The organism is Sporolactobacillus terrae (assembly GCF_019930545.1).
In the GTDB taxonomy this organism is placed as follows: Bacteria; Bacillota; Bacilli; order Bacillales; family Sporolactobacillaceae; genus Sporolactobacillus; species Sporolactobacillus terrae.
On the sequence record NZ_CP082837.1, the window covers coordinates 369,006 to 393,474 of the forward strand.

The 24,469-nt window shown below is 43.0% G+C and carries 21 protein-coding genes and 1 CRISPR repeat array; of the genes, 17 read left to right on the forward strand and 4 right to left on the reverse strand.

The window, feature by feature from the left end; translation table 11 throughout:
* Positions 1–8 precede the first annotated feature (8 nt).
* The 10 genes from cas8a1 to K7399_RS01675 all read left to right on the forward strand — a co-directional run bounded on the left by cas8a1 (position 9) and on the right by K7399_RS01675 (position 12,015).
* Entirely contained in the window at positions 9–1,694 is a 1,686-nt protein-coding gene (cas8a1, locus tag K7399_RS01630; protein WP_028977784.1) for a type I-B CRISPR-associated protein Cas8b1/Cst1, read from the forward strand.
* The gene (gene cas7i / locus K7399_RS01635; protein WP_028977783.1) at positions 1,691–2,557 is read left to right on the forward strand and encodes a type I-B CRISPR-associated protein Cas7/Cst2/DevR; all 867 of its coding nucleotides are present in this window, start codon (positions 1,691–1,693) and stop codon (positions 2,555–2,557) included. Before cas8a1 ends, cas7i begins: the two co-directional genes overlap by 4 nt.
* Positions 2,535–3,308: a type I-B CRISPR-associated protein Cas5b gene (gene cas5b, locus K7399_RS01640; RefSeq protein WP_201770058.1), complete on the forward strand. Its 774-nt coding sequence runs from the start codon at positions 2,535–2,537 to the stop codon at positions 3,306–3,308. The genes cas7i and cas5b overlap by 23 nt, the downstream gene beginning before the upstream one ends.
* Before the next feature lie 67 nt (positions 3,309–3,375).
* Complete coding sequence (locus K7399_RS01645; RefSeq protein WP_028977781.1) at positions 3,376–5,565, forward strand: CRISPR-associated helicase/endonuclease Cas3; 2,190 nt, start codon at positions 3,376–3,378, stop codon at positions 5,563–5,565.
* 14 nt (positions 5,566–5,579) lie between these two features.
* Positions 5,580–6,068 (forward strand): CRISPR-associated protein Cas4, encoded by a 489-nt coding sequence (gene cas4 / locus K7399_RS01650; RefSeq protein ID WP_028977780.1) that lies wholly within the window; start codon positions 5,580–5,582, stop codon positions 6,066–6,068.
* 20 nt (positions 6,069–6,088) lie between these two features.
* A complete protein-coding gene (gene cas1b, locus K7399_RS01655) occupies positions 6,089–7,081 on the forward strand; it encodes a type I-B CRISPR-associated endonuclease Cas1b (RefSeq protein WP_028977779.1) in 993 nt (330 codons plus the stop codon).
* A 2-nt stretch (positions 7,082–7,083) separates the two neighbouring features.
* Positions 7,084–7,362 (forward strand): CRISPR-associated endonuclease Cas2, encoded by a 279-nt coding sequence (cas2, locus tag K7399_RS01660; RefSeq protein WP_028977778.1) that lies wholly within the window; start codon positions 7,084–7,086, stop codon positions 7,360–7,362.
* Between the two features lie 200 nt (positions 7,363–7,562).
* A CRISPR array of direct repeats spans positions 7,563–8,247; the repeat unit is 30 nt; unit sequence GTTTTAATCTACGTATCATGAAATGTAAAT.
* A gap of 286 nt (positions 8,248–8,533) precedes the next feature.
* A complete protein-coding gene (locus tag K7399_RS01665) occupies positions 8,534–9,937 on the forward strand; it encodes an AAA family ATPase (RefSeq protein ID WP_160168734.1) in 1,404 nt (467 codons plus the stop codon).
* Positions 9,930–10,664, forward strand: a complete 735-nt coding sequence (locus tag K7399_RS01670) for a hypothetical protein (protein ID WP_128166356.1) — start codon at positions 9,930–9,932, stop codon at positions 10,662–10,664. Before K7399_RS01665 ends, K7399_RS01670 begins: the two co-directional genes overlap by 8 nt.
* Before the next feature lie 139 nt (positions 10,665–10,803).
* On the forward strand, positions 10,804–12,015 hold the full coding sequence (locus K7399_RS01675) for a D-serine ammonia-lyase (protein WP_276530143.1): 1,212 nt from the start codon (positions 10,804–10,806) through the stop codon (positions 12,013–12,015).
* Positions 12,016–12,019: 4 nt separating this feature from the next.
* On the opposite strand, the gene K7399_RS01680 is transcribed toward K7399_RS01675, so the two are convergent.
* On the reverse strand, positions 12,020–12,166 hold the full coding sequence (locus K7399_RS01680; RefSeq protein WP_164875474.1) for a hypothetical protein: 147 nt from the start codon (positions 12,164–12,166) through the stop codon (positions 12,020–12,022).
* 357 nt (positions 12,167–12,523) lie between these two features.
* Between K7399_RS01680 and K7399_RS01685 the strand changes: the two genes are divergently transcribed.
* From K7399_RS01685 to K7399_RS01695, 3 genes are all read left to right on the forward strand, one after another.
* Complete coding sequence (locus tag K7399_RS01685; RefSeq protein WP_051578066.1) at positions 12,524–13,069, forward strand: VanZ family protein; 546 nt, start codon at positions 12,524–12,526, stop codon at positions 13,067–13,069.
* 107 nt (positions 13,070–13,176) lie between these two features.
* Entirely contained in the window at positions 13,177–14,469 is a 1,293-nt protein-coding gene (locus tag K7399_RS01690; protein ID WP_028977775.1) for a methyl-accepting chemotaxis protein, read from the forward strand.
* A 45-nt stretch (positions 14,470–14,514) separates the two neighbouring features.
* On the forward strand, positions 14,515–16,614 hold the full coding sequence (locus K7399_RS01695; protein WP_028977774.1) for a methyl-accepting chemotaxis protein: 2,100 nt from the start codon (positions 14,515–14,517) through the stop codon (positions 16,612–16,614).
* 122 nt (positions 16,615–16,736) lie between these two features.
* On the opposite strand, the gene K7399_RS01700 is transcribed toward K7399_RS01695, so the two are convergent.
* Entirely contained in the window at positions 16,737–17,969 is a 1,233-nt protein-coding gene (locus tag K7399_RS01700) for an aminopeptidase (protein ID WP_028977773.1), read from the reverse strand.
* 204 nt (positions 17,970–18,173) lie between these two features.
* On the opposite strand from K7399_RS01700, the gene K7399_RS01705 reads away from it, so the two are divergent.
* The gene (locus K7399_RS01705) at positions 18,174–18,272 is read left to right on the forward strand and encodes a YjcZ family sporulation protein (RefSeq protein WP_128166358.1); all 99 of its coding nucleotides are present in this window, start codon (positions 18,174–18,176) and stop codon (positions 18,270–18,272) included.
* Between the two features lie 43 nt (positions 18,273–18,315).
* On the opposite strand, the gene K7399_RS01710 is transcribed toward K7399_RS01705, so the two are convergent.
* Both K7399_RS01710 and rsgA read right to left on the reverse strand, forming a co-directional pair.
* The gene (locus K7399_RS01710) at positions 18,316–18,849 is read right to left on the reverse strand and encodes a GNAT family N-acetyltransferase (protein ID WP_037563845.1); all 534 of its coding nucleotides are present in this window, start codon (positions 18,847–18,849) and stop codon (positions 18,316–18,318) included.
* 155 nt (positions 18,850–19,004) lie between these two features.
* Positions 19,005–20,063, reverse strand: coding sequence for a ribosome small subunit-dependent GTPase A (gene rsgA / locus K7399_RS01715; RefSeq protein WP_051578065.1), 1,059 nt, complete (start codon positions 20,061–20,063; stop codon positions 19,005–19,007).
* Positions 20,064–20,418: 355 nt separating this feature from the next.
* Between rsgA and K7399_RS01720 the strand changes: the two genes are divergently transcribed.
* From K7399_RS01720 to lacD, 3 genes are all read left to right on the forward strand, one after another.
* Entirely contained in the window at positions 20,419–21,453 is a 1,035-nt protein-coding gene (locus K7399_RS01720) for a YkvI family membrane protein (protein WP_028977770.1), read from the forward strand.
* Positions 21,454–21,650: 197 nt separating this feature from the next.
* Positions 21,651–22,931, forward strand: coding sequence for an Nramp family divalent metal transporter (locus tag K7399_RS01725; RefSeq protein ID WP_223362579.1), 1,281 nt, complete (start codon positions 21,651–21,653; stop codon positions 22,929–22,931).
* A 205-nt stretch (positions 22,932–23,136) separates the two neighbouring features.
* The gene (lacD, locus tag K7399_RS01730; protein WP_010026649.1) at positions 23,137–24,144 is read left to right on the forward strand and encodes a tagatose-bisphosphate aldolase; all 1,008 of its coding nucleotides are present in this window, start codon (positions 23,137–23,139) and stop codon (positions 24,142–24,144) included.
* Positions 24,145–24,469 lie beyond the last annotated feature (325 nt).

The following is a 24,469-nucleotide window of genomic DNA, read 5'->3' on the forward strand; positions in this document are numbered from 1 at the left end:
GTGCGAGTATGGGTGAGACAAACATAGAAGTTACGCTTAACGAGTGGCTTTACAATGCAGGCGTTGTTGGATTTGTGAATATCGTTGGAAAAGATAATGTGACGATCGTCGATAATAGCACCATTTCTTTTTCAAAAGACGTGCTTTTAGACTTTGAAGACAAGTATTTTGACTACTTCATCAATACATACAAAAAACAACTGCCTTGGTATAAAATCATATCTTATGAATCTGAAATGCAAAGGTATGAAGATAATAACTTTGATACATTTGATGAACAGGCTCTTGAGCGGTTAAACAAGTATATTAAAGATACTGTAAAAAAATATATTAAAAGCAATAGTTATAAAGCTGCATATCAACTAATGAACAGTGAAACAGATCTACTAGCTTTAGAAAAGAAATTAAAGCCGGTTACGACTCCTAAAAAATCGGAAACATTTTTAGATGAGAAGGAATTTATTTTAAATGAAGTAAAAGAAAGACTTCCAATACTGAAAGAAATCATTACTTGTTGCAAAAGTAAAGAGGGGCGTAAATATTTAGCTGGGAAAAATATTATTTATAATCAAATCAAAAATGCGTGGAATGGCGTTTGTTTTTTGAATCCACAAACCAAAGAAAAAGATATGTACGTCGATTTCAAAAATCATTTTGTTGTTCCAACAGAAGAGTATTTTGAAGTAGATGATCCAAAAAGAAAGTATCATTGTTTTGTTTGTGATCGACCAGTAAAAAATCTAAGTATGGATTTGAGTTTCCTTAACCAAACGGGTTTCGATACGAATCGAAAATCATCACACGTATGGAATTTTACGAATGATGTTGGGATATGTCCATTTTGCCGACTGATTTATTCATGTGTTCCTGCTGGATTTACGTATGTCTATAATAGGGGCTTATTTGTTAATGACAGTACAACCGTTATCAATTTACTACGAGTCAATGAAAATATAAAGTTGAATACTCTAGAACAAAATGATACGGCCGTTCGCTCTGTGAACACATACTATGCATTAACAAAAGCTATGCAAGAGCAATTTACTGGAAAAATAAATTATGAGCTTGCTGATATTCAAATTGTGCGTTACGAAAATGAATGTTATCATTTCAACATTTTATCCCGATTAGCATTATCTGTATTAAAACAATCGAAGGAATCAACTAATAGGTTATTATATACAGGTTATAGAGAGGGAAATGTGAATTTTAACCTCTATGAATTGGTTATGGAGCATCTATTTAACAAGGTGAATTTATTTACGACTATTCATAAACTGATTGTTTATAAGCTGTCAAATGTTCCAAACTTGTATTATAACATCAGCCATGTTAATCAGATATTGGAAATTAACACGAACTTTTTAAGGGGGATTGGATACATGGAAGGTTTAGTAAAAGAAGAAGTGAGAAAAGCTAATCAATTCGGCTATTACTTTCGAAAAGCCTACAAGAATAAGGGGGCAGATAATAAACTATCAGGAATCAGTTATAAATTGCTTAATGCGTTAAAAACAAGCAATATAAACATGTTTATGGATGTTCTATTAAGTTGTTATTCCTATCTCAAACAGCAAGTACCTCAATTATTTCTTCAGGTTTTCACTAGTGACGAAACATTTAAGACTATTGGTTATGCTTTTGTAGCGGGAATTATTGATCATAAAAATGAAGAAGGACGTGAATCAAAATGAATCCAAAAGGGCTAACGATGACCATTATTTTTCAAGCAGAAAGTGCAAATTATGGTGAATCCATTGGTAATGTAGCTTCTTTGAAAAAAATGTCAAGAAATAATGGCGATCAGTATACCTATATTTCACGTCAAGCACTTCGGTATAATATGATTGAACAGCTTGGAGAAATCACTACACCTGTGTCAGCGGAAGGAAGCGGAGATAAGACGGTAGTTCAGTTCGCACCTGAAGCAACGATCGACAAATATCCAGAGATTGATTTTTTTGGTTATCTTAAGACAGAGAAGGGATCTGGCGGTAAAAAAAGGTCAGCTAAGGTTCGTTTATCTAATGCCATTTCGTTAGAAACGTTTAAGGGTGATCTGGACTTTTTAACGAATAAGGGACTTGCTGATCGTCTAGAAACAAATATGAATTTAGCTCAATCCGAAATTCACAGATCCTATTATTGTTATACAGTGGTCATGGATTTAGATCAAATTGGGATTGACGGTAAAGTAGAAATAGCCAGCAACGAGAAAGCAAGGCGTGTCAATAAACTTCTAGATACAATTTCGCTGTTATATCGGGATATACGTGGGAGACGTGAGGATTTAAAACCGTTGTTTGTGGTTGGTGGTGTTTATGACGTGAAAAATCCTGTATTCCAAAATACTGTTAAGCTGGAGAATAACCGGTTAAATGTCGAGCAAATAAAGGACGTTCTTTATGATGGCATTAAGGAAAACACCTATTATGGCTTAGTTAAAGGAACTTTTTCTAATGATGGTGAAATTCGTGAATCTTTTGATGTAGCATCTATTCCGGATTTTTTCAGAACGCTAAAAGATAAGGTTATTGATTATTATGAAAGCAATTAAAGTGAAGTTATGGCAAGACCTAGTTAATTATAAGAAACCGACGAGTTTTCAATTGAAAGAAACATACCCACTTCCTCCATTTTCAACGGTAATCGGGATGATTCATAATCTGTGTCAATATGATACGTATCATGAGATGAAAGTGAGCATTCAAGGGAAATACTTTTCAAAGACGAATGATCTTGCGACACGCTATGAGTTTAAGAATGGGATGAAATATGATGCTAAACGCCATCAACTGAAGGTTGGGGATTATGGGATCAGTAGAGGGGTATCCACTACAGAATTGTTAGTTGATGTCGAGTTGGTGCTACATATTATTCCAAAAGACCAATCCATCGTCACTGAAATTTATGATGCCTTTTTACATCCTTGGGAGTATCCCTCTCTTGGACGCAGAGAAGATATCGCTGTGATTAAACAAGTGAAAATTGTTGAGGTAGAAAAGCAGGTGTTATCAAAAGATAAACGATTGGGAAAAAATTGTGGAGCCTATGTCCCTATAGAATGGGTGGAGAATCGGAACGTTCTTTTTAAAAACCGTCAACAGGGAATCAGTGATTTAGGTACACGCTATCTGTTGACTAGGAACTATGAGCTAGTGAATTACGGAACGAAAAAAAATCCTAAAGTCTTTCGTAAATGGAATAAGCAAGAAGTGTACTATGCAACATATCTATCCGCACCAAGAAAAAGCCAGGTCTATATTGATAATGATGAAAATGATCAAAATATTGTTTTTATTGTTTGAATAATGACTAGGGGATAAAAATTTTATATCTTCTTTTTATTCATTTCAAGAAAAGGATAAGTGTAAGATGAATCAATATCTTGCTAAATCAGATCCAAAAGAGACAATCATTGAACATACGGAAAATTTATTGAAAAATGTTTCTTTACTTAAATCACTATACCCCAATGTTAAGGTTGATTGGTATCTTCTAAAACTAGTGTGTTTAGTGCATGATCTAGGGAAAATGAATGCGTTATTTCAAAATAAATTAAATGGGAAACGATCTCGGAATGAAATCCCACATGGATATTTGAGTTTAGCGTTTATTGATTATGAAAAGTTGGAATATAAAGGGTACTCTGAAGACCAAATCAAAATTGTTTATCAAGCGATTGCTTATCATCATGAACGTCCCATTACTTTTGAAGAAGAAGTTTGGCGAGAAGCCATGGCAAAGATGGAAAGAGAAGTAGATGGCTTTCATTACAATCGATTAGATGATCCATTGTTCTTTGATCCCGATTTTTCAGATGCCTTTTTTTGCTTAAATGAAAGAACATATTCGAATAAAGACTATGATTCTTTCATCGATTACGTTATGCTAAAAGGTCTATTAAATAGAATGGACTACGCGGCTAGTGCCCATGTTGAGGTTGAACATATCAACAATTTTTTAAATGATGCAATGAATCAGTTGGGGTATAAATGGAATGTTTTGCAGACTTATATGCAAGCGGAACAAGACCATAATGTTATTGTCATCGCTCAAACAGGCATGGGAAAAACAGAGGCAGGCTTGCTATGGCTGGGAAATAACAAGGGCTTTTTTACTTTACCTTTAAAAGCTGCTATTAATGCCATTTACTATCGTATTACCGAAAACATCGTAAAAGAAAATAAAGAAAACAGGGTGGGTCTTCTACATAGTGAAACCTATGGTCAATATTTAAATCGAAAAGAAGAGCTTGAAGGAGAAATTGAGGAATATGTGACTAAAACCAAACAACTATCCTTGCCATTGACCATATGTACATTAGATCAGATATTTGATTTTGTATATCGTTATCCTGGATTTGAGCCCAAGCTTGCTACTTTATCCTATTCAAGAGTGATTATTGATGAAATTCAAATGTATTCATCAGATCTGCTTGCTTATTTAATACTCGGTTTATCGACGATTTCAAAATTTGGCGGTAAATTTGCTATTCTTACAGCGACTTTACCAGGCATCGTTGTGGATTTATTAGAAAAACAAAAGGTGACATTTAAAAAGCCTAAAATCTTTGTTAATAATCAAATCCGTCATAGTGTAAAGGTTATTCATGAAGAGATTACCGCACCCGTAATCAAACAGAAATACCACGATAATAAGATATTGGTTATATGTAATACGGTGAAGCAAGCCAAACAAATGTATGATGTGTTATCTGAAGAATATGGCGATGAAGTTTATATATTACATAGTCAGTTTATTAAAAAAGATCGAAAAGAGAAAGAAAAACAAATATTTGACTTTGGTCAACGTGAAAATAAATGTCATGGGATTTGGGTCACAACACAGGTGGTTGAAGCATCGTTAGACATTGATTTTGACCTTTTATTTACTGAACTAACAGATTTGAATGGCTTATTTCAGCGAATGGGACGCTGCTATCGAAAGCGCAACTTAGATGTTTCTTATAATTGTTATGTCTTTGACGGTGGAAATAAGTACTGTAGTGGTGTTGGTCATGTTGTAGATAAAGATATTTTTAGCTTATCCAAAGATTTATTAAAAAGTATAGACGGAAAAATAACAGAGCAACGTAAAGTTGACCTTATCCAAATGCTTTATTCAACAGAAGTACTAGAGAAAACGGACTACTATAAAGACATCTTATCAACAATCAAATATGTTCAAAGTTATAATGATTTTGAGTTACCGAAAGAGAAGGTCAAACACCTCTTTCGAAATATCAACTCACGAACGGTTATTCCTAAAGATGTGTTTCTCGCCAATCAAGAAGAAATAAAAGCCTATATTGATACTCTACAGAGACCGCAAAGGGGATTAAATAAATCAGAGAAAGCACAATTACGAAAAGAAAAAACTGAAGCAAGGATTAAATTTGCTGATTTCACAGTGGATCTACCGGGTTATTTAGTGAAAAATCAATTTGTCACACCAAAAAAAATAAATGATTATGAATGGTACGAGCTGTTTGATTGCGTTTATGACGACAAAGGAGTAACGGGTCGAAAATCAGAAACGAATTTTGATGACTTTACATTTTAAAAAGGGGCATATCAATGCGGGTAACTGGTGCAATGTTTTATTATTATTTTGTTTGTCGTCGTAAGCTTTGGTTATTTGCACATGATTTGCGTTATGAAGATACAGATGAAAATGTTGTTCTCGGACGATTACTCGATCAATCGAGTTATGAGCGTGAAACAAAGCATATTATGATTGACGGTACGGTTAATGTTGATTTTATACAAGATTGGACTATCCTTCATGAAGTGAAAAAAAGCCGATCCATTGAAGAAGCGTCAATATGGCAAGCAAAATATTACTTATATTTTTTACAAGAGCGCGGTATAGAAATTAAAAAGGCGATCCTAGACTACCCTAAACTCCGGAAAAGACAGAAGGTTGCACTTACTCAAAATGATCGAGCAACTATTCAATGTACTTTAGAAGATATCGAGAAAATTATAACACTTAGAACCGCGCCAGACATTATTGAACAGCCTATTTGTAGAAAATGTGCATACTTTGAATATTGCTATATATGAGGCGGGAGGTGCTATTGTGTATGCCAGAAAGCTATTATCTTTTTTCAAATGGTGTTTTGAAAAGGAAAGACAACGTCGTGCGTTTAACTGCCCCAAATGGAAAATTCAAAGATTTAAAGATAGAAATGACAAGAGATATTTTTTTGCTCGGCGAAGTCGATGTTAATACAAAATGTCTCAATTACCTTGGGCAATTAAGTATACCGGTTCATTTTTTTAATTATTATGGTTTTTATACGGGTAGTTTCTGTCCGCGTGAGACAAATGTGTCAGGGCATTTATTAGTAAACCAAGTTGAACATTACTCTGATTTAAGTAAACGCATTATTCTAGCACGTGAGTTCGTAAAAGGCAGCTGTTATAATATGATGCGCAATTTACGATACTATCGCCAAAGAGGGAAAGATGTCAATAAACAAATCATTGAAATGAAAAAACTACAGAAAGAGATAGAACGAACTAAAAATGTTCAAGAATTACTTGGAATTGAAGGAAATATTAGAAAACACTACTATAACGCATGGAATGTCATTGTTAATCAACAAATTGATTTTACAAAGCGCGTCAAACATCCACCCGATAATATGATTAACACGCTAATCTCTTATCTGAACGCTTTAATTTACAGTAGCTGTTTATCGGAGATATACGTCACACAACTCAATCCAACAATCAGTTATTTACATAGTGCAAGTACAAGAAGATTCTCACTTTGCTTAGACATCTCGGAAATTTTTAAACCGTTGATTGCCGATCGAATTATTTTTTCTATGCTCAATAAACACGAAATCACGGAAAAAGATTTTAAAAAAGAATCTAATTATTATTTTTTGAATGAAAAGGCTAGAAAGCGTATCCTACGCGTTTTTGATGAACGAATGAAAGAAACAATAACTCATCGTGTGCTAAGAAGAAAGGTTTCTTATCGACGATTAATCCGATTAGAATGTTATAAATTGATCAAACACATGACTGGTGATAAAAAATATGAAAGTTTCAAAATTTGGTGGTAACGATGTATGTTATTTTAGTTTATGATATTTCAACTGAAGGAAACGGTGCAAAGGTATTGCGTCATGTATTTAAAACGAGCAAAAAATATTTGACCAATGTCCAGAAATCTGTATTCGAAGGTGAAATAACACCTGCTTTATTAGAGCAGCTTAGACTGGAACTTAATCAATTTATTAGATCAGATTTAGATTCAGTTGTTGTTTTTTCAAGTAGGCAAGAGAAATGGTTGGAAAAAAGTTTTTGGGGTATGGAGGATGATAAAACGTCAAATTTCTTTTAAAGCTAAATCTGTCTGTCGACCTTAGGTAACGTAAAAATAACCGTAGATCGACAGACACTCAGAAACTGTTGGTACTACAATAATTCGATGCAATTTTAATTACTATCGATTATCAAAGCATGACTAATGGTGTGACTAAAGTTTAGGTCGACAGAAATTGGTCTACTAAGGTATGATATATAAGGATTTCAAACGGGTCTGTTTTAATCTACGTATCATGAAATGTAAATGTTTATAATTGTGATAGCCAGTAACATGCCATTTCGTTTTAATCTACGTATCATGAAATGTAAATCACGGGCTGTCCGCGCCTTTGAAGCTGTCCGATGCGTTTTAATCTACGTATCATGAAATGTAAATAAAGAGCTTGCACGCGTGATACAGCTAAAGGATATGTTTTAATCTACGTATCATGAAATGTAAATTACGACGTCGGCGATACTTGGACGCAAACGGGTTCTGTTTTAATCTACGTATCATGAAATGTAAATATAATCTTTCCTTTTTGTAGTGCGGCACCTGTTGGAGTTTTAATCTACGTATCATGAAATGTAAATCTGTTTGACGGAGCAACTGCACTAATGAATGGCGATGGTTTTAATCTACGTATCATGAAATGTAAATTTCGTTCAGCTTGATATAAGACTGTTCACATTCGGTTTTAATCTACGTATCATGAAATGTAAATCTGGCAGGCAGCGGCCGTAAGCATAGTTACCAACATAGTTTTAATCTACGTATCATGAAATGTAAATGTCAGCGTATTAACGGTCGATGCATCAGCCTTAAAGTTTTAATCTACGTATCATGAAATGTAAATATGATTTTCTCCGTCATCGAAATAGTAAACGTGTAGTTTTAATCTACGTATCATGAAATGTAAATTTATCTGAGATTGCAAACGATATCTATCGCCTGAGTGTTTGATTGAAATAATGCTTTATCACTGCCAAAAGCCGTCTCATCAGCGTCGCACTCCTTGTGAGTGCGTGGATTGAAATCTCTTCTCGTAAACGTCTCACAAATCCGGCACAAGTCGCACTCTTCATAAGTGAGTCAATTGACATTTTTTTCATCTCCATATTCCGTGTTCTAATAGTAACCAATGTATACAAACCGCCGTGGATTCAGATAATAATGCTATGTGTCTGATGAGGTGAGGGGTATGGATATGGCTGTTAACGTCAGAGTCTCGAGTGTTGAATTACAGAACTGCAAAAATGTTGTTCAAGGTAAGCTGTATTTTCCTTGTTCGAAAAGTCATTCGCTGAAACGTGCGGATGTGCTGGGTGTGTATGGGCAAAACGGGTCGGGCAAAACGGCGATTGTTTCGGCGTTTCAAGTGGTGCGCACGCTGCTGAACGGTGGGCCGCTTGAGTCGGGCATTGACCGGTTGATCTATCAGCGCAGCGATACGGCGCGTTTTCTTTTTACCTTCTTGATTGGAATGGCGAACAAACACTATGAGGTTGTCTATGATTTTTCCCTGACGAAACGTGATCTGGATGCCGATGATGCAGTGAATTTGGCCAATGATCGTCAGCGCGATCCGGTGACCGTTACCCATGAGGAAATTCGTTACAAGCAATTGGTAAAGGGCGCGCGGTACAGGACCTTAATTGCATTTACGCAAGCAGGACGGGAAACAAAAGCGGCGCCTAATACGGTTGCGTCAAAGATGCGATCAAGAAAAGATGATCGCTTCGTTTCATACAAAGTGAGTGCTGTTTTGGCGCAACAGCAGCATACTTCATTCATTTTTCGTAAGGACAATTTTGGCTTGCTTGAGCAGACTTTGGATGAATTGCCCTATCAACTGGTGCGGGCGTTGAAGCAGGTGTTCGCTGCGCGGCTGTTTGTGCTCAGCAATCATGATTCAGGGAGGTCGCTTGCCGATGTGTCGATTCCGATTCACTATAGCAGCACTAATAAAGAGGACTACGGTGTGATTGAACTGCCGATCAATCATCCGAAAAAGGTGGACCGAAAGACTTATGAGCTGCTGACGCAGATGTTTCAAGCGATTAGCAAAATTCTCAAAGAAATAGTGCCCGGATTGACCGTGGAGGTAAGAAAGCTTGGCGATCAGATCATGGAGGGCGGCGGTAGGGGCGTACGCATCGAATTAGCCGCACGGCGCGAAGGGCGCCTGCTTCCGATTTCCTGTGAATCGGACGGTATCAAGAAACTGGTGGCTGTACTTAGTTCATTGATCGTGATGTACAACGATATGAATGCCTGTATCGTGATCGACGAACTGGATGCCGGTATTTACGAATTTCTGCTTGGCGAACTGGTGAAAATTCTCAAGGACAGCGGCAAAGGACAGCTTCTGTTTACCTCGCACAATCTCAGGCTGTTGGAAGTGCTTGAGAAGGACAATCTTGTCTTCACTTCAGCTAATCCGGAAAATCGCTACATTGTCTTGAAAGGGATTCGCGACAGCAGCAACATCCGTGATGTCTACCTTCGTGCCATTCAGCTCGGGAACGATGGCGACGAGGTTTATCAACCGACCGATCGTTACGAGATCATGGAGGCATTTGATGAGGCAGGTGAACAAAACAATGCCTAAAAAAGTCCTTGTCTTTCTTGTTGAAGGCGTTTCTGATGAGCGTGCGCTGGCGGCCATTCGCCGATATGTTCCCGACAAGTACAGGGTCGCTATCCATGTGACCCATGGCGATCTGTTTACACGACCGGGCATACGCAAAAATGTGAAGGGACGCGTGGGTGACCAGGTGCGCAAAATGATGCATGAAACGAAATACCGCAAACAAGAGATCGCGGCAGTCATTCAGGTGACCGATACGGATGGTACATTTGTTGCTGCGGACGATGTGAGGGTGAACGCATCGGTTGGGCGCGCGCCGGTCTACCAAGAATCAGGAATTATGGTGGCAAATTCGGGCATTCAGCAGTATATTCAAAAAAGGAATCGAATCAAAGCCTCAGAGCTGCACACGATGCGAACGTCCGATGAAATCATGGCGGGAATCTACTATTTTCTCCTCTATTTTTCTTGTAATCTGGATCATGTGATGCATCATAAACGCAATATGACGATTGAGGAAAAAATCAATCAATCCCGTGCATTTGAACAGGCATGCCGAGAAGATCCGCAACATTTTTATTATTTTTTTCATAACCAGCCGTTTGCAGTTGCCGGTTCAATTGATGAGACCTGGAGCTTCATTGAAAAAGGAATGCATTCGCTGCAACGGTATACTAATTTTCAATTAGTTTTTGATCTGTTGGATTCGCTGGAAAAGAGCAAGCCACGCTCTGAAAAAAAGAATTAGGGGGACAATTCATGGATCAGAGGATAGGTACGAGCGCGCGTGCGCAATGGGAAAAGTCGGAGCCGGTGATCCGTACTCTGGAGGCGTGCGAAGACGTGTTATGGCTGAATCCAGCCTATGACAGCAAGCCGCGTCCTTGGTGTCGGCGGATGATGTTGCCGATGCCGAAGCGCGCCTGCGCCGATTTGCACCCTATCTGGTAAAAGCATTCCCGGAAACCCGAGGCAGCGAAGGGATCATTGAGTCGCCGATCTATGCGCTGCCTTCCTTTCAAAAATGGCTGGATCAGCAGCTAAAGAGGCAGGTTCCCGGTACATTTTTAATGAAGGCAGACAGTGAACTGCCGATTTCTGGTTCGATTAAAGCGCGCGGCGGGATCTATGAGGTGCTGAAAACCGCGGAAGATCTAGCAATCCGCGCGGGACGTCTCAGTAAAAACGAAAACTACGCTTGCCTTGCTGAGGCAACGTTCCGCGCGTTCTTCGCCAATTATGCGTTAGCCGTTGGTTCGACCGGCAATTTGGGACTGAGTATCGGCATTGTCGGGGCGAAACTTGGTTTTCAAACCACTGTACACATGTCGCGCGATGCCAGCGCTTGGAAAAAGAGAATGCTTCGTAAGCAAGGGGCATCGGTCAAAGAATATGAGTCGGATTACAGTAAAGCGGTTCAAGAAGGGCGCAATCAAGCGCGCCAAGATCCGCACTGTCATTTTATTGATGATGAACAATCAAACGATTTGTTTGTCGGCTATGCGACTGCCGGCGCGCGGCTGCAGCGTCAATTGAGCAAGTCAGGCGTGGTCGTTGATCGCGACCACCCGTTGTTTGTTTATCTGCCATGCGGCGTTGGCGGCGCCCCCGGTGGTGTGACCCTTGGGCTAAAGCAGGTTTTTGGCGATGCGGTCCATGTCTTCTTTGTTGAGCCGACGCATGCGCCGTGCTTTTTACTCGGTTTGCTTACCGGGCTTCACGACAAGGTCTCTGTTTGCGATTTTGGATTAGACAATCGCACGGCGGCCGATGGACTTGCCGTGCCACGCCCCTCAGCATTCGCTGGAAAAGCGGTTGGTTCGTTGATTTCCGGATGCATGACGGTCCAGGATTCCGATTTGTTTCGAATCCTCAAGGCGCTGAAAGACACAGAAAATCATTGGATTGAACCTTCAGCAGCTGCCGGATTCATCGGTCCGAAACGGCTCCTCAGCACTAAGGAAGGCAAACGTTATTTAGAACGCCATGAGCTGGTCGCTAAAATGAATCAAGCGGTTCACTTGTTTTGGGCGACCGGCGGCGGGATGGTTCCGCAAAAAAATAGGGATGCCTACTATAATCAGGCATCCCGAATTTAATCGGTCACTTTTGATCGTCGTGACTGGTATACTCATTTGGCACCTCGTGACCGTCACTGTGATTTTTTTGTTGTGCAAGCCGGCCATTTCGGTGCTCTCCGGTGTTTTCCCGCGTCTTAAACTGGCGTTTCAATTCTTGTTCTTTGTTCATGGATTTACCTCCTTTTTATCACTATAGTTTTCCCGTTATTCATCCGGTTATGTTTAACCTTTTTTCATTTTGATCGAATGCTTGAGTATGGAAGCGTGCAACAAGTGTTTGCAAAATTTTTTTCAGCAGATACGGAAACATCGTGCGAAGCCGTTGCGTAGTGTTTTTAAAGGCGTGAAAAGCAGTATTTTCAGGCTGCGGCAAAATACCTCTGCACCAGCCGGTGGTATTTACGTTATAATTGAAAATTAATGAAGCATTTGTAAAAAAAAATTTACAATAATGATGTGAAAACGATGATTCTTGCGCTGTGAGAAAACTTTTTATAGATACATATTTATGATGGGAGATGGAAAAATGCTGAAAAATCGTAAAGCGTTCTTTTTCTGGCTCGTCCTTATTCTAGTGATTATCGGCTTAATCTACAAAGGCTCATCGACCCCCTATGCCGAACAGGATCTCCAGCCGTTTTTAAAGGCACATTTCCAGTGGACAGCGGAAACCTTTCCGCATGTTGATTTCTACTACAGCGGGCAGCATGTGACCTCTGATGACCCGTATGCACTGTTTGAATTTGTGTTTCGCAAGGCAAGCCATGTGGCAGAATACTGCTTACTGACCTTTATGCTGATCAATCTGTTCATGACAACGGTGATGCCGCGTCTGCTTTGCTACCTTTGCGGACCGGCCATTTCACTTTGCTATGCCATGTTCGATGAATGGCATCAGACTTTTGTGCCGGGACGTACCGGACATCTGATCGATACGTTTACCTTTGATTTTTCAGGCATGGTTCTGGCGATGGTGATCGTATTTCTGCTCGACGTGTACTATTACCTGTTTTACACTGGCAGTCATCAGCCGCAACGGACGACGCATTTTGGGCAGAGTCAGCGTGAATAAGGCAAAACGCTTTAAACCTTTTAAGGTTATAAACCGATATAAAGAGCGTATAGTCACTTCAGTTTGTGAATGGTAAACGATTGGTTTTTTTGCGGGAGGAATCATCGGTGGAAACTTCAGAGAAGAACAATAAAAACAACAAACGAACGCCAAGGAGGTACAACCTCCACAGTGCTTATTTTGCGATCTTTTGTCTTGGCGCTCTAGCCACTGCTTTTCTATTCTATTTCTTTGGGCGCAATGAATGGCTGATCGCTGCGTTTGGCGCAGCGGTCGCAGTCCTTATTATTGGTGTTGCTTCCTTATATGGCATTTTCAACGCCTATAATCTTCGCGTAAAACGGCTGCGGGCAGCCGTGAGCAAAGCAGAGGAAGGAGATCTGCAAACGATCGCTCATGATACGGAAAACGATGAATTGTCGCGGCTTGCTGCAGACATCAACCGCATGATTCAGACGAACCACGCGCGTGTCGGTATGATGACGGATGTTTCTGAGAAGGTGAAGAATGCATCGCAAACGATTGCGGCCAATGTCGAAGAACATCGCGCCTCCTCAAGCGAGATCGGATCGGCGATGAGTGAAATTGCCGCAGGTGCCTCGGATCAAGCGGAACTCATGAGCAAAAATAAACAGGCAACCGATCAGTTAAAAGAACGGACGAACGAGATTGAAGAACAAACTGCTCTGATGAGTACCGGGGCAGAGCAGCTTATCGACGTCTCGGACCGAAATAAACAATCGGTCACTAAGCTGCGCAAGCACTCGGAACGCACAATCAGTGCAACCGCGGACATTATCGATGCCATTGCTTCATTAGAGGCACGCTCGAAAAATGTCGGTCAGATTATAACGGATGTATCGGAAATTGCCGGGCAGACCAATCTTTTGGCGCTAAATGCGGCAATTGAAGCGGCACGTGCCGGTGAACAGGGAAAAGGATTTGCCGTTGTTGCGGATGAAGTGCGTAAATTGTCGGAACAGACGGATCAAGCGCTGAACGAAATCTCTGAATTAATTAATGGCATTCGCGCCGACACGGCGCACACCGTCACCTTTGCCGGCAAGACGAGCAAAGTGCTTGAAGAACAGTTTGTCGTTGTCGCCGACTTTGAAAAAGCTTCAGCACAGATTACGGAGGCTGTTGCGGAGAACCGGAAACAAATCGGCATGATCACAGCATCGATTAAAGAGATGTCGGAACGCACTCAGGAGATCAAGACAACCATCGACGGCATGGCACAAATCAGCGAGCAGAACGCGGCAGGTACCGAACAAGCAACGGCATCGATCGAGGAGCAAACCGCCGGGCTGGATCATCTAAGCAAGCTGGCAGCCGATTTGGAGAGCGATGCAGAAGCGATTCGTGCGATGCTATGCAGTGACAGGCAAACAAAATAAAGAGAAGCCGGCGTGCAATTTCGGCAGATTTAGGGGGAGAGATACTTGGGGAAAAAAGAAACAAAAAAAGATAAAAAGTTAAGGAACAAACCGCACCGCATTGAAGAGAAGGATAATCGTGTGATCCGTTTTATTCAGCATCTCTTTGGCTACATAAACGGACGGGCGTTGCAGAATATGAGCCTTCGCAAGCAGCTGCTGATTCCAATCGTGTCGGTAATGGTGATCGTCAGCATCATTGGTGCAGCATTCAGTTATTTCTATGGTGCACGATTGATTCGTGAACAGCTGACCACCGCAACAACTCAGCAGCTGAACGCCACCGATCAAACGTTTAATACCTATTTTGACGATGCGCAGTCGGTTGTCCGTCAGTTTACGATAAACCCAATGTTAAACAACGTGGACAAAAATTTTAATCAAATACAGCAAAGCTTTGAAAATGTACTCAGTTCAAATACCAAGTACCAGGCATTAACTTATGCTTCTGCAAAAAAGGACATTGTCCGTTCGCCGCTTTATTTCTTTTCAAGCAGCTATGACCCAACGGCAGAAAGATGGTACCAGGAAGGGGCCGCCGGTAAGGGCAAGTCCATTTGGACGGACCCCTATATTGACCAAGTGACCAAGCAGAATGTTGTCAGTGTTGAACAGGCAGTGGTTGACGGCAATCGTGTCAAAGGTGTCATCAAAATGGATCTGTTCATCCAATCGATTGTTCGTGAGGTCAGTGCTTCAAAACTGGGCGACAACGGCTATGCCGCGTTGCTGGATAGCAAGGGGACCTATATTGCATCAGCAAACCAGGATCAAGTCGGCAAAAGTGTTGCCAAACAGGATTTTTATAAAAAAATGCATCAAATGGGGAAGAACGGAAGTTTTTATGCAACGATTGACGGCGTAAAACGGCTGGTCGTGTTCAAAACAAATAAAACTTCCGGTTGGACGCTGCTCGGGATCATTGATAATGGCGAAATCGCCAACAAAGCGAATCTAATCGCACTGCCGTCTGTGTTAACCATTTTAATCATCATTGCGGTTGCCATCTTGTATATCATCTATGTGTTCGGCGTCATGCTTAAACGATTGAAGAAGATTCAAACGGCAGCAGGTAAAATTGAAAAGGGCGATTTGACGGTTGTCATCCCGATTGAAGGCAAAGATGAATTTGCGCAATTGACGCACAGCATCAACGCGCTTGCCCGTACGAACCGTCAAGCACTGAAAAAGATGGCGGATGTATCGCAACAGATTACCGGCGCATCACAGACCTTGGTTGCCAGCAGTGAGGAAAACGTAGCTTCGGCGAATGAAATCACTGCTACTGTGACGGAAATTGCGGCAGGAGCGTCGAATCAATCGGCCTCAATCGATGAAAGCCAAGCGTCACTTCAGAAGTTGTTGCAACAAGTAAACCAAATTGATCAGCAAAGTAAAGAGGCACTTGCTGGAGCCAACCAGATGAAGGATCATGCGAGTGGCGGACGCGAGAAAATGAATCATTTGTCCAGCCAGTCGAGGTCGTCGGCGGATACGACCCACAAAATCATCACTACGGTGCAGAAGCTTGATGAGCATGCAAAAAATGTGCACCAGATTGTTGATGTTCTCGATGGTATTGCGCGAAGAACCAATCTGTTGTCGCTGAACGCAAGCATTGAAGCGGCACATGCAGGCGAACATGGCAAGGGATTTGCCGTTGTCGCAGGTGAAATTCGCAAGCTGGCTCAGCAAACCAACGATTCTTTAAAAGAAGTAACCGCGTCGGTTCAATCAATGAATGAAGAAATTAAGCAGGCCGTTGCCTATTGTGATCAGACCGCTACGGTCCTTCAAGGTCAGACTAATGCAGTCTCAGAATCAAATCATGCATTTAAGGAAATCGAGAAAACGATTCAACAAAATGTTAAAGGCATGGAGACGATTGCCGATGCGATCATCATGACGCATCAACAAATTGAACAGGTCACACAAGGTGCACAAACGATTGCCGCAACGAGCGAGGAGACCGCGGCAAGCACGGAAGAAATGAGCGCATCTGTTCAAGAACAGACCGCATCAATGGAAGAGCTGAACCGGCTTGCCGGTGAGCTAGAACAACAAGCACAAATCATGCAAGAAGAAATCAAACGGTTTAAAATTTAAGCAATCTAGTAAAAAAAGTCACCCTAGTACATCGGGTGACTTTTTTTGGTATCCAATAGAGCGGCACGCCAGGGGAGGAAGGCATCGTGAATAACGGTTTGCTTGGCGCTTTTTCGTTTGTTTCAGATCACCCAGTTGCCGCTGCGGAAGATTGGAGTTAGCGTTCCGTCTGTAGCCTCAGCATCGATGTCCAACTCGCCGGATCCAATCATGAAGTCAACATGCATCAAGCTTTGGTTGGCCCCGTGCGTGCTTAACTCGTCTAAGGTCATCTTCCGACCGCCTTGATAATTAAACGGGTAGGAGTGACCGATCGCGAGGTGGCATGAAGCATTTTCATCAAACAACGTATTATAGAAAATCAAATTTGTATCCGAGATCGGTGAGTGATGCGGGACTAACGAAACTTCGCCAAGGTAATGCGAGCCTTCATCCGTTTCAATGATCTGACGCAGTGTATCCAAACCTTGCTTTGCAGCATAATCAACAATTTTTCCCTCTTTAAATGTGAGTGAGAACTGATTGATCAGGTTTCCGCCGAAGTTGAGCGGCTTCGTACTTGCAACGGTACCGTTTACTCCTGTTTTCAGCGGCAAGGTGAAGATTTCTTCAGTTGGCATATTCGGCTGGAACGGAATGCCCTGATCGTTAACCATTCCACCGCCCGCCCACAGATGCTTGTCAGGAAGCTCAATCACAAGATCTGTGCCCGGACCCTTGTAGTGCAGTTTTTTAAACCGCGCCGAGTTGAAGTCATCCAGTTTGTCGCTTAAGGACTGGATATGCTTTTTCCATGCAGTCTCAGGGTCGGCTGCATCCGCACGTGTAATCGCAAAGATCTGTTTCCATAGTGCATCGATGCGTTCATCAGCAGGGAGGTCCGGGAAGATCTTTTTCGACCAGGCCAGCGTTGGCACTGAGATAATCGTCCAGCTAACCTTCGCGCTGCTCTTATCATTTGAGAATTGCTTGTTTGCTGCTGCAGCCGCCTTTTGCGCTGCGGCAATTCGTTTCGCGTCAATGCCGTTCAGCAGATCAGGATTCGGCGAGTAAATATAAAGAAACGCAGCCTTTTGATCCGACAGTTCTTGATGTGCGCGAGCTTTCCATGTCGGGAACGTATTTAACGATGCTTCAGGAGCAAGGCTGAGTCTGAGGCGGGTCAATGCTTCATCATTCCATTCGACATAAACATTTCGCGCGCCGGCTTCATAAGCTTTTTTCACGACCTTACGCACAATCTCCGGCGATTCAATTGGTGCGAAGATCATGACTTCCTGATCCTTCTGCACATTTAAGCCAACTTTAACCGTAATATCGGCGTAGTGATCGAGCAGTTTTTCAAAATTTTCCATTGAGTGAGGCACCTCCACAATCCAACATCACGTTTCTGTGCAGCGTTATATGTCGCAGCACAAATCATTATCATTCTATCACAGTGGATCAGGATGGGCATAAACAAGCGGTTTCATACCGAGTGCCCAAATAGAAATTTAGGAGAGACGCATTTTGGGGCGTATGCATAGGATAGGAATGAACCCACGGAGGTGATGAGGACTATGGGAGCTCCAGTAGGATTTGGTAATAACTCAGGCTTCGCATTGGTGGTTGTTTTATTCATTCTTTTGATTATCATTGGTGCAACTTGGGTTTGCTAAAAACGAAAGGATCGGACGGTTGCGAGCCCGGCCGATCTTTTTACTACATAACGCGCTTATAAACAAGGCGAAAGATTGCAGCTTTTCGCTGTTGAAATTCGCTTTCAGATAGTGCTTGCGGATATTGCATCAGCCGAAGCCGAACACGATCGCCGGTACGGCGCAAGTCCGGTTGTACATAACCAAATGAGCTAAGCATAAATCCGTTGCGCTGGTAAAACTGGATGCGGCGTTCAGCCAGTTCCGTTTCAGGCTCTTCCACCTCGAGCAGCACCGGTCTGTCTGCTTGTCTCAAATAGGCTTTGAGCATTTGTCCGCCGATGCCTTTTCCGCGCAGCTTCGGGGCGACTGCAAAGTGTTCGATAAACAGAAAATCGCGAAACGCCCACTCTGCGATAAATCCTTCAAGAAAACGATTCGCCGCATCATAACGCGCCCATAGTGTAAATGCATCTTCATTGAGCAAGTCATATTCGTGATCGCGCGGACGCACTTCCACGCTTGGAAAAGACTGTTCCATAATTTGAAAAAACAGGTCGAAATCTTCGTGTCGTAACGGCTGCAAATTTTGATTCATCAGTATTCTCCTTTTCAAGTGACCCAGGGTATCTCCGAATCATTTTACGCGATGAAAAAATAGGTGACCCTCCAAAGATATGCTGCAATGCTTTAAGGAGACCGCCACAGGGGCAGTCTCCTTAAGCGAACGATCTATTTTGTCCATCCATCGGCTTATTCGTGTTTTTTGCGTATCGCTTTATGAATTTTCTTCCAGCGTGCTTTTTCTTTGAGGCGTTCTTGAACGTTATTCTTGCGCCGGATAAAAGCGAGTTCGCGCTGTAATTTCAGATAACTGTCGTAACGCGACTGGCTGAGCGCACCAGTGTTCAGCGCTTCTTGAACAGCGCAGCCCGGCTCATTCTGATGCGAGCAGTCGCGGAACCGGCACCGAACAGCCAGCGTTTCAATGTCGGTAAAACTGTGGTCAAGCGAATCCTCCGAAGCTGTCCACAGTTGCAGCTCGCGCATCCCCGGGGTGTCAATAATGACCCCACCATTCGGCAGCACAATCAGTTCGCGGCTCGTGGTTGTATGCCGACCGCGATCATCGTCCGCGCGAGCGGCGTTTACCTTTTGAATGATCTCGCCGCACAGCCAGTTTGTCATTGTTGATTTTCCGACCCCGGATGAACCGAGAAAAACAACCGTTTTCCCTTCGCCAAGATATGCGCCCAGTTGCTCTTTTCCGGTATCTGCGATGGCGCTTACGGTAATAATCGGCACCCCGAACGCAACTTCCTGTACGGAAGCGACTTTAGCATCGAGATCGGCACAAAGGTCGGCTTTGCTGAGTAGCACAACCGGATTGGCACCACTGTCCCAAGCCATGGTCAGGTAGCGTTCCAGTCTGCGAACATTAAAGTCGTGATTCAGCGCCATAACGAGAAAGGCTGTGTCAATGTTGGCAGCAACAATTTGTTCGACTGTTGTTGAACCGGCTGCTTTCCGTGAAAATTTGCTGAAGCGCGGCAGGACGCGGTCAATGGCTGCCTTGTGTTCAGAAGGACGCTCGCGGCAGACAACCCAATCGCCGACAGCAGGGAAATCTTCGCGTCCGTTAGCCTGGTGGCGAAATTTACCGGTCACCTCGGCGAGATAGCTGCCCTGCTCGGTCATCAGTTTGTACTGCCCTTTGTATTCTGAGAACACGCGACCAAACGATTGATCATGATTAAGCGTAAGAGAGCACTTTTCTATATACTGATTCCAGCCATATTTTTCAAGTTTCAATGGATATCCCCCGTTTTTATAAGAAAATTAGGTATTAAAAAAAGACCGTCTGCACGGTCTTTCCATAATGAGTACGACCATGCAAGCAGCCGCCCATCCCTAATCGTCAATAGAAACGTCAGTGATTCCCGTGGATCGGGGATCGGCGGCAGAAGACAATTGAAGTTAATGAGGTCTTGCGGATTCTGCTTGCCATAATACATATCCCCTTTCCTAAAGTCTTTTTACACCTTCATTCATTATAAGTGAGGCAAACTGGCTTGTAAAGCGGTTACTGAAAAGGCATTGTCGGGACAAGCGCTGCATAGGATGGCGATAGGGACCATTTTAGGCAATGCTAGAGGGGGCATGAGCGATGGTGAAACGGAAAGTGATGGGGATCCTGCAGGTCGCGGCAACTTTTGTGGGGACCGTCGTTGGCGCAGGATTTGCCTCAGGCAGAGAGATCATTCAATTTTTCACCCAATATCATGCGTTCGGTACGATTGGTGCCGTGTTCAGTGGCCTGATCATGACCTGGATCGGCACGAAAATGATGGTTTATGCAAAACGAATGAATGCTTACTCGTTTAATGAGCTGCTGATCCGCATGTTGGGCGAGCAGGTCGGCAGTATCATCCAAGCACTTCTTTTTTTTATCACACTCGGTATGACCGGCGTCATGCTTGCCGGAGCCGGGGCGCTCTTCGGTGAGCAGCTTGGACTCAATCGCCAGTTGGGTAGTTTGCTGGTGCTATTGATCGGCATCTTTTTCGTGTTCAAAGGGTTGCGCGGGCTGCTGTTTATCAATTCTCTGGTTGTTCCGCTGTTGCTCTTTTTTGTTGTCCTCACGTTTTGGACGAACCAAGCCGGCCCGCAAACGTTTCCGGAAAGCGGACAAATCCGCTGGATGCTGGCCGCTTTTAATTATGCCGCCTATAACCTTTCTATGGCGCTGATTGTCCTCGTTCCAATGGCACGCGATATCGATGATGAACAGGTGATATTCGGCGGCGGTATCCTTGGCGGGGCAATACTTGGCGGACTTCTCTTGCTTGCTCATCTCATGATGATCGGGCGTCCCGGGATCGATCTTTTCGAGATGCCGATGGCGGAGATGGTACGACCGCTTGGGATGGTGATGAATTACGCATTTATTGCTGTGATCTTCGGCGAAATCTTAACGACTTTTGTCGGCAATATCTTTGGATTGACGCGGCAGCTGCACAGCGTTTTTCCTAAATTTTTTTCGATCCGGCTGGCGATGCTTGCCCTCATCCTGTGCACGTTTGTGATTGGACAATTCGGCTATGGATCGCTGATTGCCACGCTTTATCCTTTGTACGGCGCGCTTTGTTCCGCTTTGTTCCTCTATATGTTCTTCGTTCGGCTCCCGCGGCGTCCGCAGTGAATGCTGATGAATAAAATTAAATTTTGCAACTATGGCGTTTTAGTGAAAAATAAGTTGAAATCTGCTTGGAAATACAGTAGGTTAAGTCTATAAGAGTTTCTCTCATGAAACATCTATTGATTGAGTGAAAAAGGAGGAGAGTCATGTCCGATCAAAAGTGTTCGAAGACCGGACAGTATCGATTCGAAAATCAAGGAATGAAAAAAAGACAAGCTTCCGAACGATTCGGAGCCGAACCAGAAACGCAGTCCTTTGAGCAAGCAGTTGGGGAAGCAAAGGGCTGGAGGCAGATGCTTCCGTTTATCGGTCCAGCCTTCATCGCAGCCGTTGCGTATATCGATCCCGGCAATTATGCGACAAATATTCAGGCCGGATCACAATATGGCTACTTGCTTTTATGGGTCGTCATTGTCTCGAACGTGATGGCTATTCTTATTCAAATGCTGTCAGCGAAGCTGGGCATTGCGACGGCACACAATTTGCCGGAAATTATTCGTGATCGATGGTCAAAGAAGGTTTCCTTTTTTTATTGGATTCAAGGGGAAGTCATGATTATGGCGACCGATCTTGCCGAATTTATTGGTGCCGCGCTCGGTTTTCATCTCGTTTTCGGTATGCCAATGATCCCGGCTGCCCTTTTGACCGCTGTCTGTGCACTCTTGATTCTTACTTTTCAGGTGAAAGGATTCCGGCCGCTTGAAATGGTCATCGCGATGATGGTTTTTATTGTCGTCATCGCATTCAGTTGTGAAATTCTTTTTTCTTTACCCGAGTTCAAACCGTTTGTCCAGGGGTTTGTTCCGAAATTCCAAGGCAGCGAGAGCGTCTTGCTTGCGGCAGGCATTCTTGGCGCAACGGTGATGCCGCATGCGATCTACATGCACTCAGGGCTTACCTGCCGCCGGGTCATCGGTCGTAATGCGCAAGAGCGGAAGAAGATTTTTCGCTTTGAACAGATTGATATATTGATTGCCATGGTGATCGCCGGTATTATTAATGCGATTATGCTGACGGTCGCCGGATCCACCTTTTTCGGCAAAGAAGTGATTGATGACCTGTCCGTTGCTTTTCATGAATTCAGCAATTATATTGCTCCAATGGCCGGCATCCTGTTCGGAGTGGGGCTGCTGTCTGCAGGACTGTCAAGCTCGTCGGTTGGGACGCTTGCGGGGGACATCATGATGCAGGGGTTCATACATAAACGTATTCCCGTCTTCATTCGCCGTATCTGCTCGATGCTGCCGCCGCTGATCTTGATTATATCTGGAGCCAATGCAACAAAGGCTCTCGTGATCAGTCAGGTTGTCTTGTCTTTCGGCATTGCGCTCGCTATTATTCCGTTGGTCATTTTTACGAGCAAGAAAACGATCATGGGTCTACTTGTGAATCATAAGTTGACGACAGCCGCTGCATGGGGGATTGCGGTCATTGTCATTTGCTTGAATCTTTTCTTGCTGTACCAAACTTTTTTTGGTTAAGCAGCGCCGTGTACGTCGGTTTGTCAGAAAAAATTTTGTTCACAAGATTATTGCATTTATCAAATTGACTTTATGACAGATAATGACGTAAAATGAAGATTGTGAGATAAAAACGATTGACCGCATCTGCTTTTCGGCGGTTGTTAGTCGTTTATTTATAGCTTGGGACAGTTTTTTCCCAAAAAATTCTTGGAGGTTATACTTAATGGTTAAAATGACTAAAGGCAAGTTTGAATTCCTCGAACAATTGTCTGACAAGAACGGCGTCATTGCTGCATTGGCAATCGACCAACGTGGTTCATTGAAAAGAATGATCGGCGCAGCACAAGGTAAAGACGCTACGGTTGAAGAACTTGCGGATTTCAAAACACTTGTTTCAAGAGAATTAACACCATATGCAAGCGCAATTCTGCTTGATCCTGAATACGGTATTCCTGCCGGCAAAGCACGCGCAGCTTCTTGCGGTCTGCTGACATCTTATGAAAAGACAGGTTATGACGCTACAGAACCTGGCCGTATTCCGGACCTCCTTCCTAACTGGTCTGTAAAGCGCATCAAAGAAAACGGCGGTACTGCTGTTAAACTGCTCGTTTACTTTGATCCGGATGAACCAGATGAAATCAACGATGTAAAGAAAGCCTTCGTAGAACGCATTGGTTCTGAATGCAAGGCTGAAGATATTCCGTTGTTCTTCGAAATCGTTACTTATGACGAAAAGATCACGGACAAAGAAGAATATGCAAAAGTTAAACCGCAAAAGGTTCTTGACTCGATCAAAGTCTTCACACAAGAACGCTACGGTATCGACGTTCTGAAATTGGAAGTTCCTGTTGACATGAGCCGTGTTGAAGGTGTCGGCGAAAACAAACCGGTTTACACTGCTGAAGAAGCAAAGAACTACTTCCTCGAAGTTGACAAGCTGACAACGATTCCTTACATCTGGCTGAGTGCAGGCGTTTCAACGGAACTCTTCCAAAAGACGCTTGTATTTGCACATGATGCAGGTGCAAAATACAACGGCGTTCTTTGTGGCCGTGCAACATGGCGCGACGGCGTTGAAGCTTACGGCAAGGGCGGAGAAAAAGGCGCTGTTGAATGGCTTCAAACGCAAGGTAGGAAGAACGTTGAAGAACTTAACGCTATTCTTGCTGAAAATGCAACACCTTGGTATGAAAAATTCGGCGGCAAAGACAAGATCGAAGTTGTTGACTGATTGAATGCCCAATCATGCTTGATAAGAGACGCAGCGAAATCATTCGCTGCGTTTTTTTTTCTGACAGGATAAGAAAGCATAAGGTTTTGCCCTGTCTTCAAACCAATAGACCCGTGTCTTGACCGAAAATCAAAGCGTAGCTGCGAGACGCCAGCGGGAACAACGATCACACGAGCCAAGGGAGCCTCACAAGCATTTTGCTAAGCGTATACGCCCTAAGCCCAACGCGGAAGTCACCGCATCCTGCGGAAGTAGGAACTTCCATTAAAGGCGTGATTTACCAAGTATTTCTAATGAATACGATTGGAACCCCTGAATCGCAGTG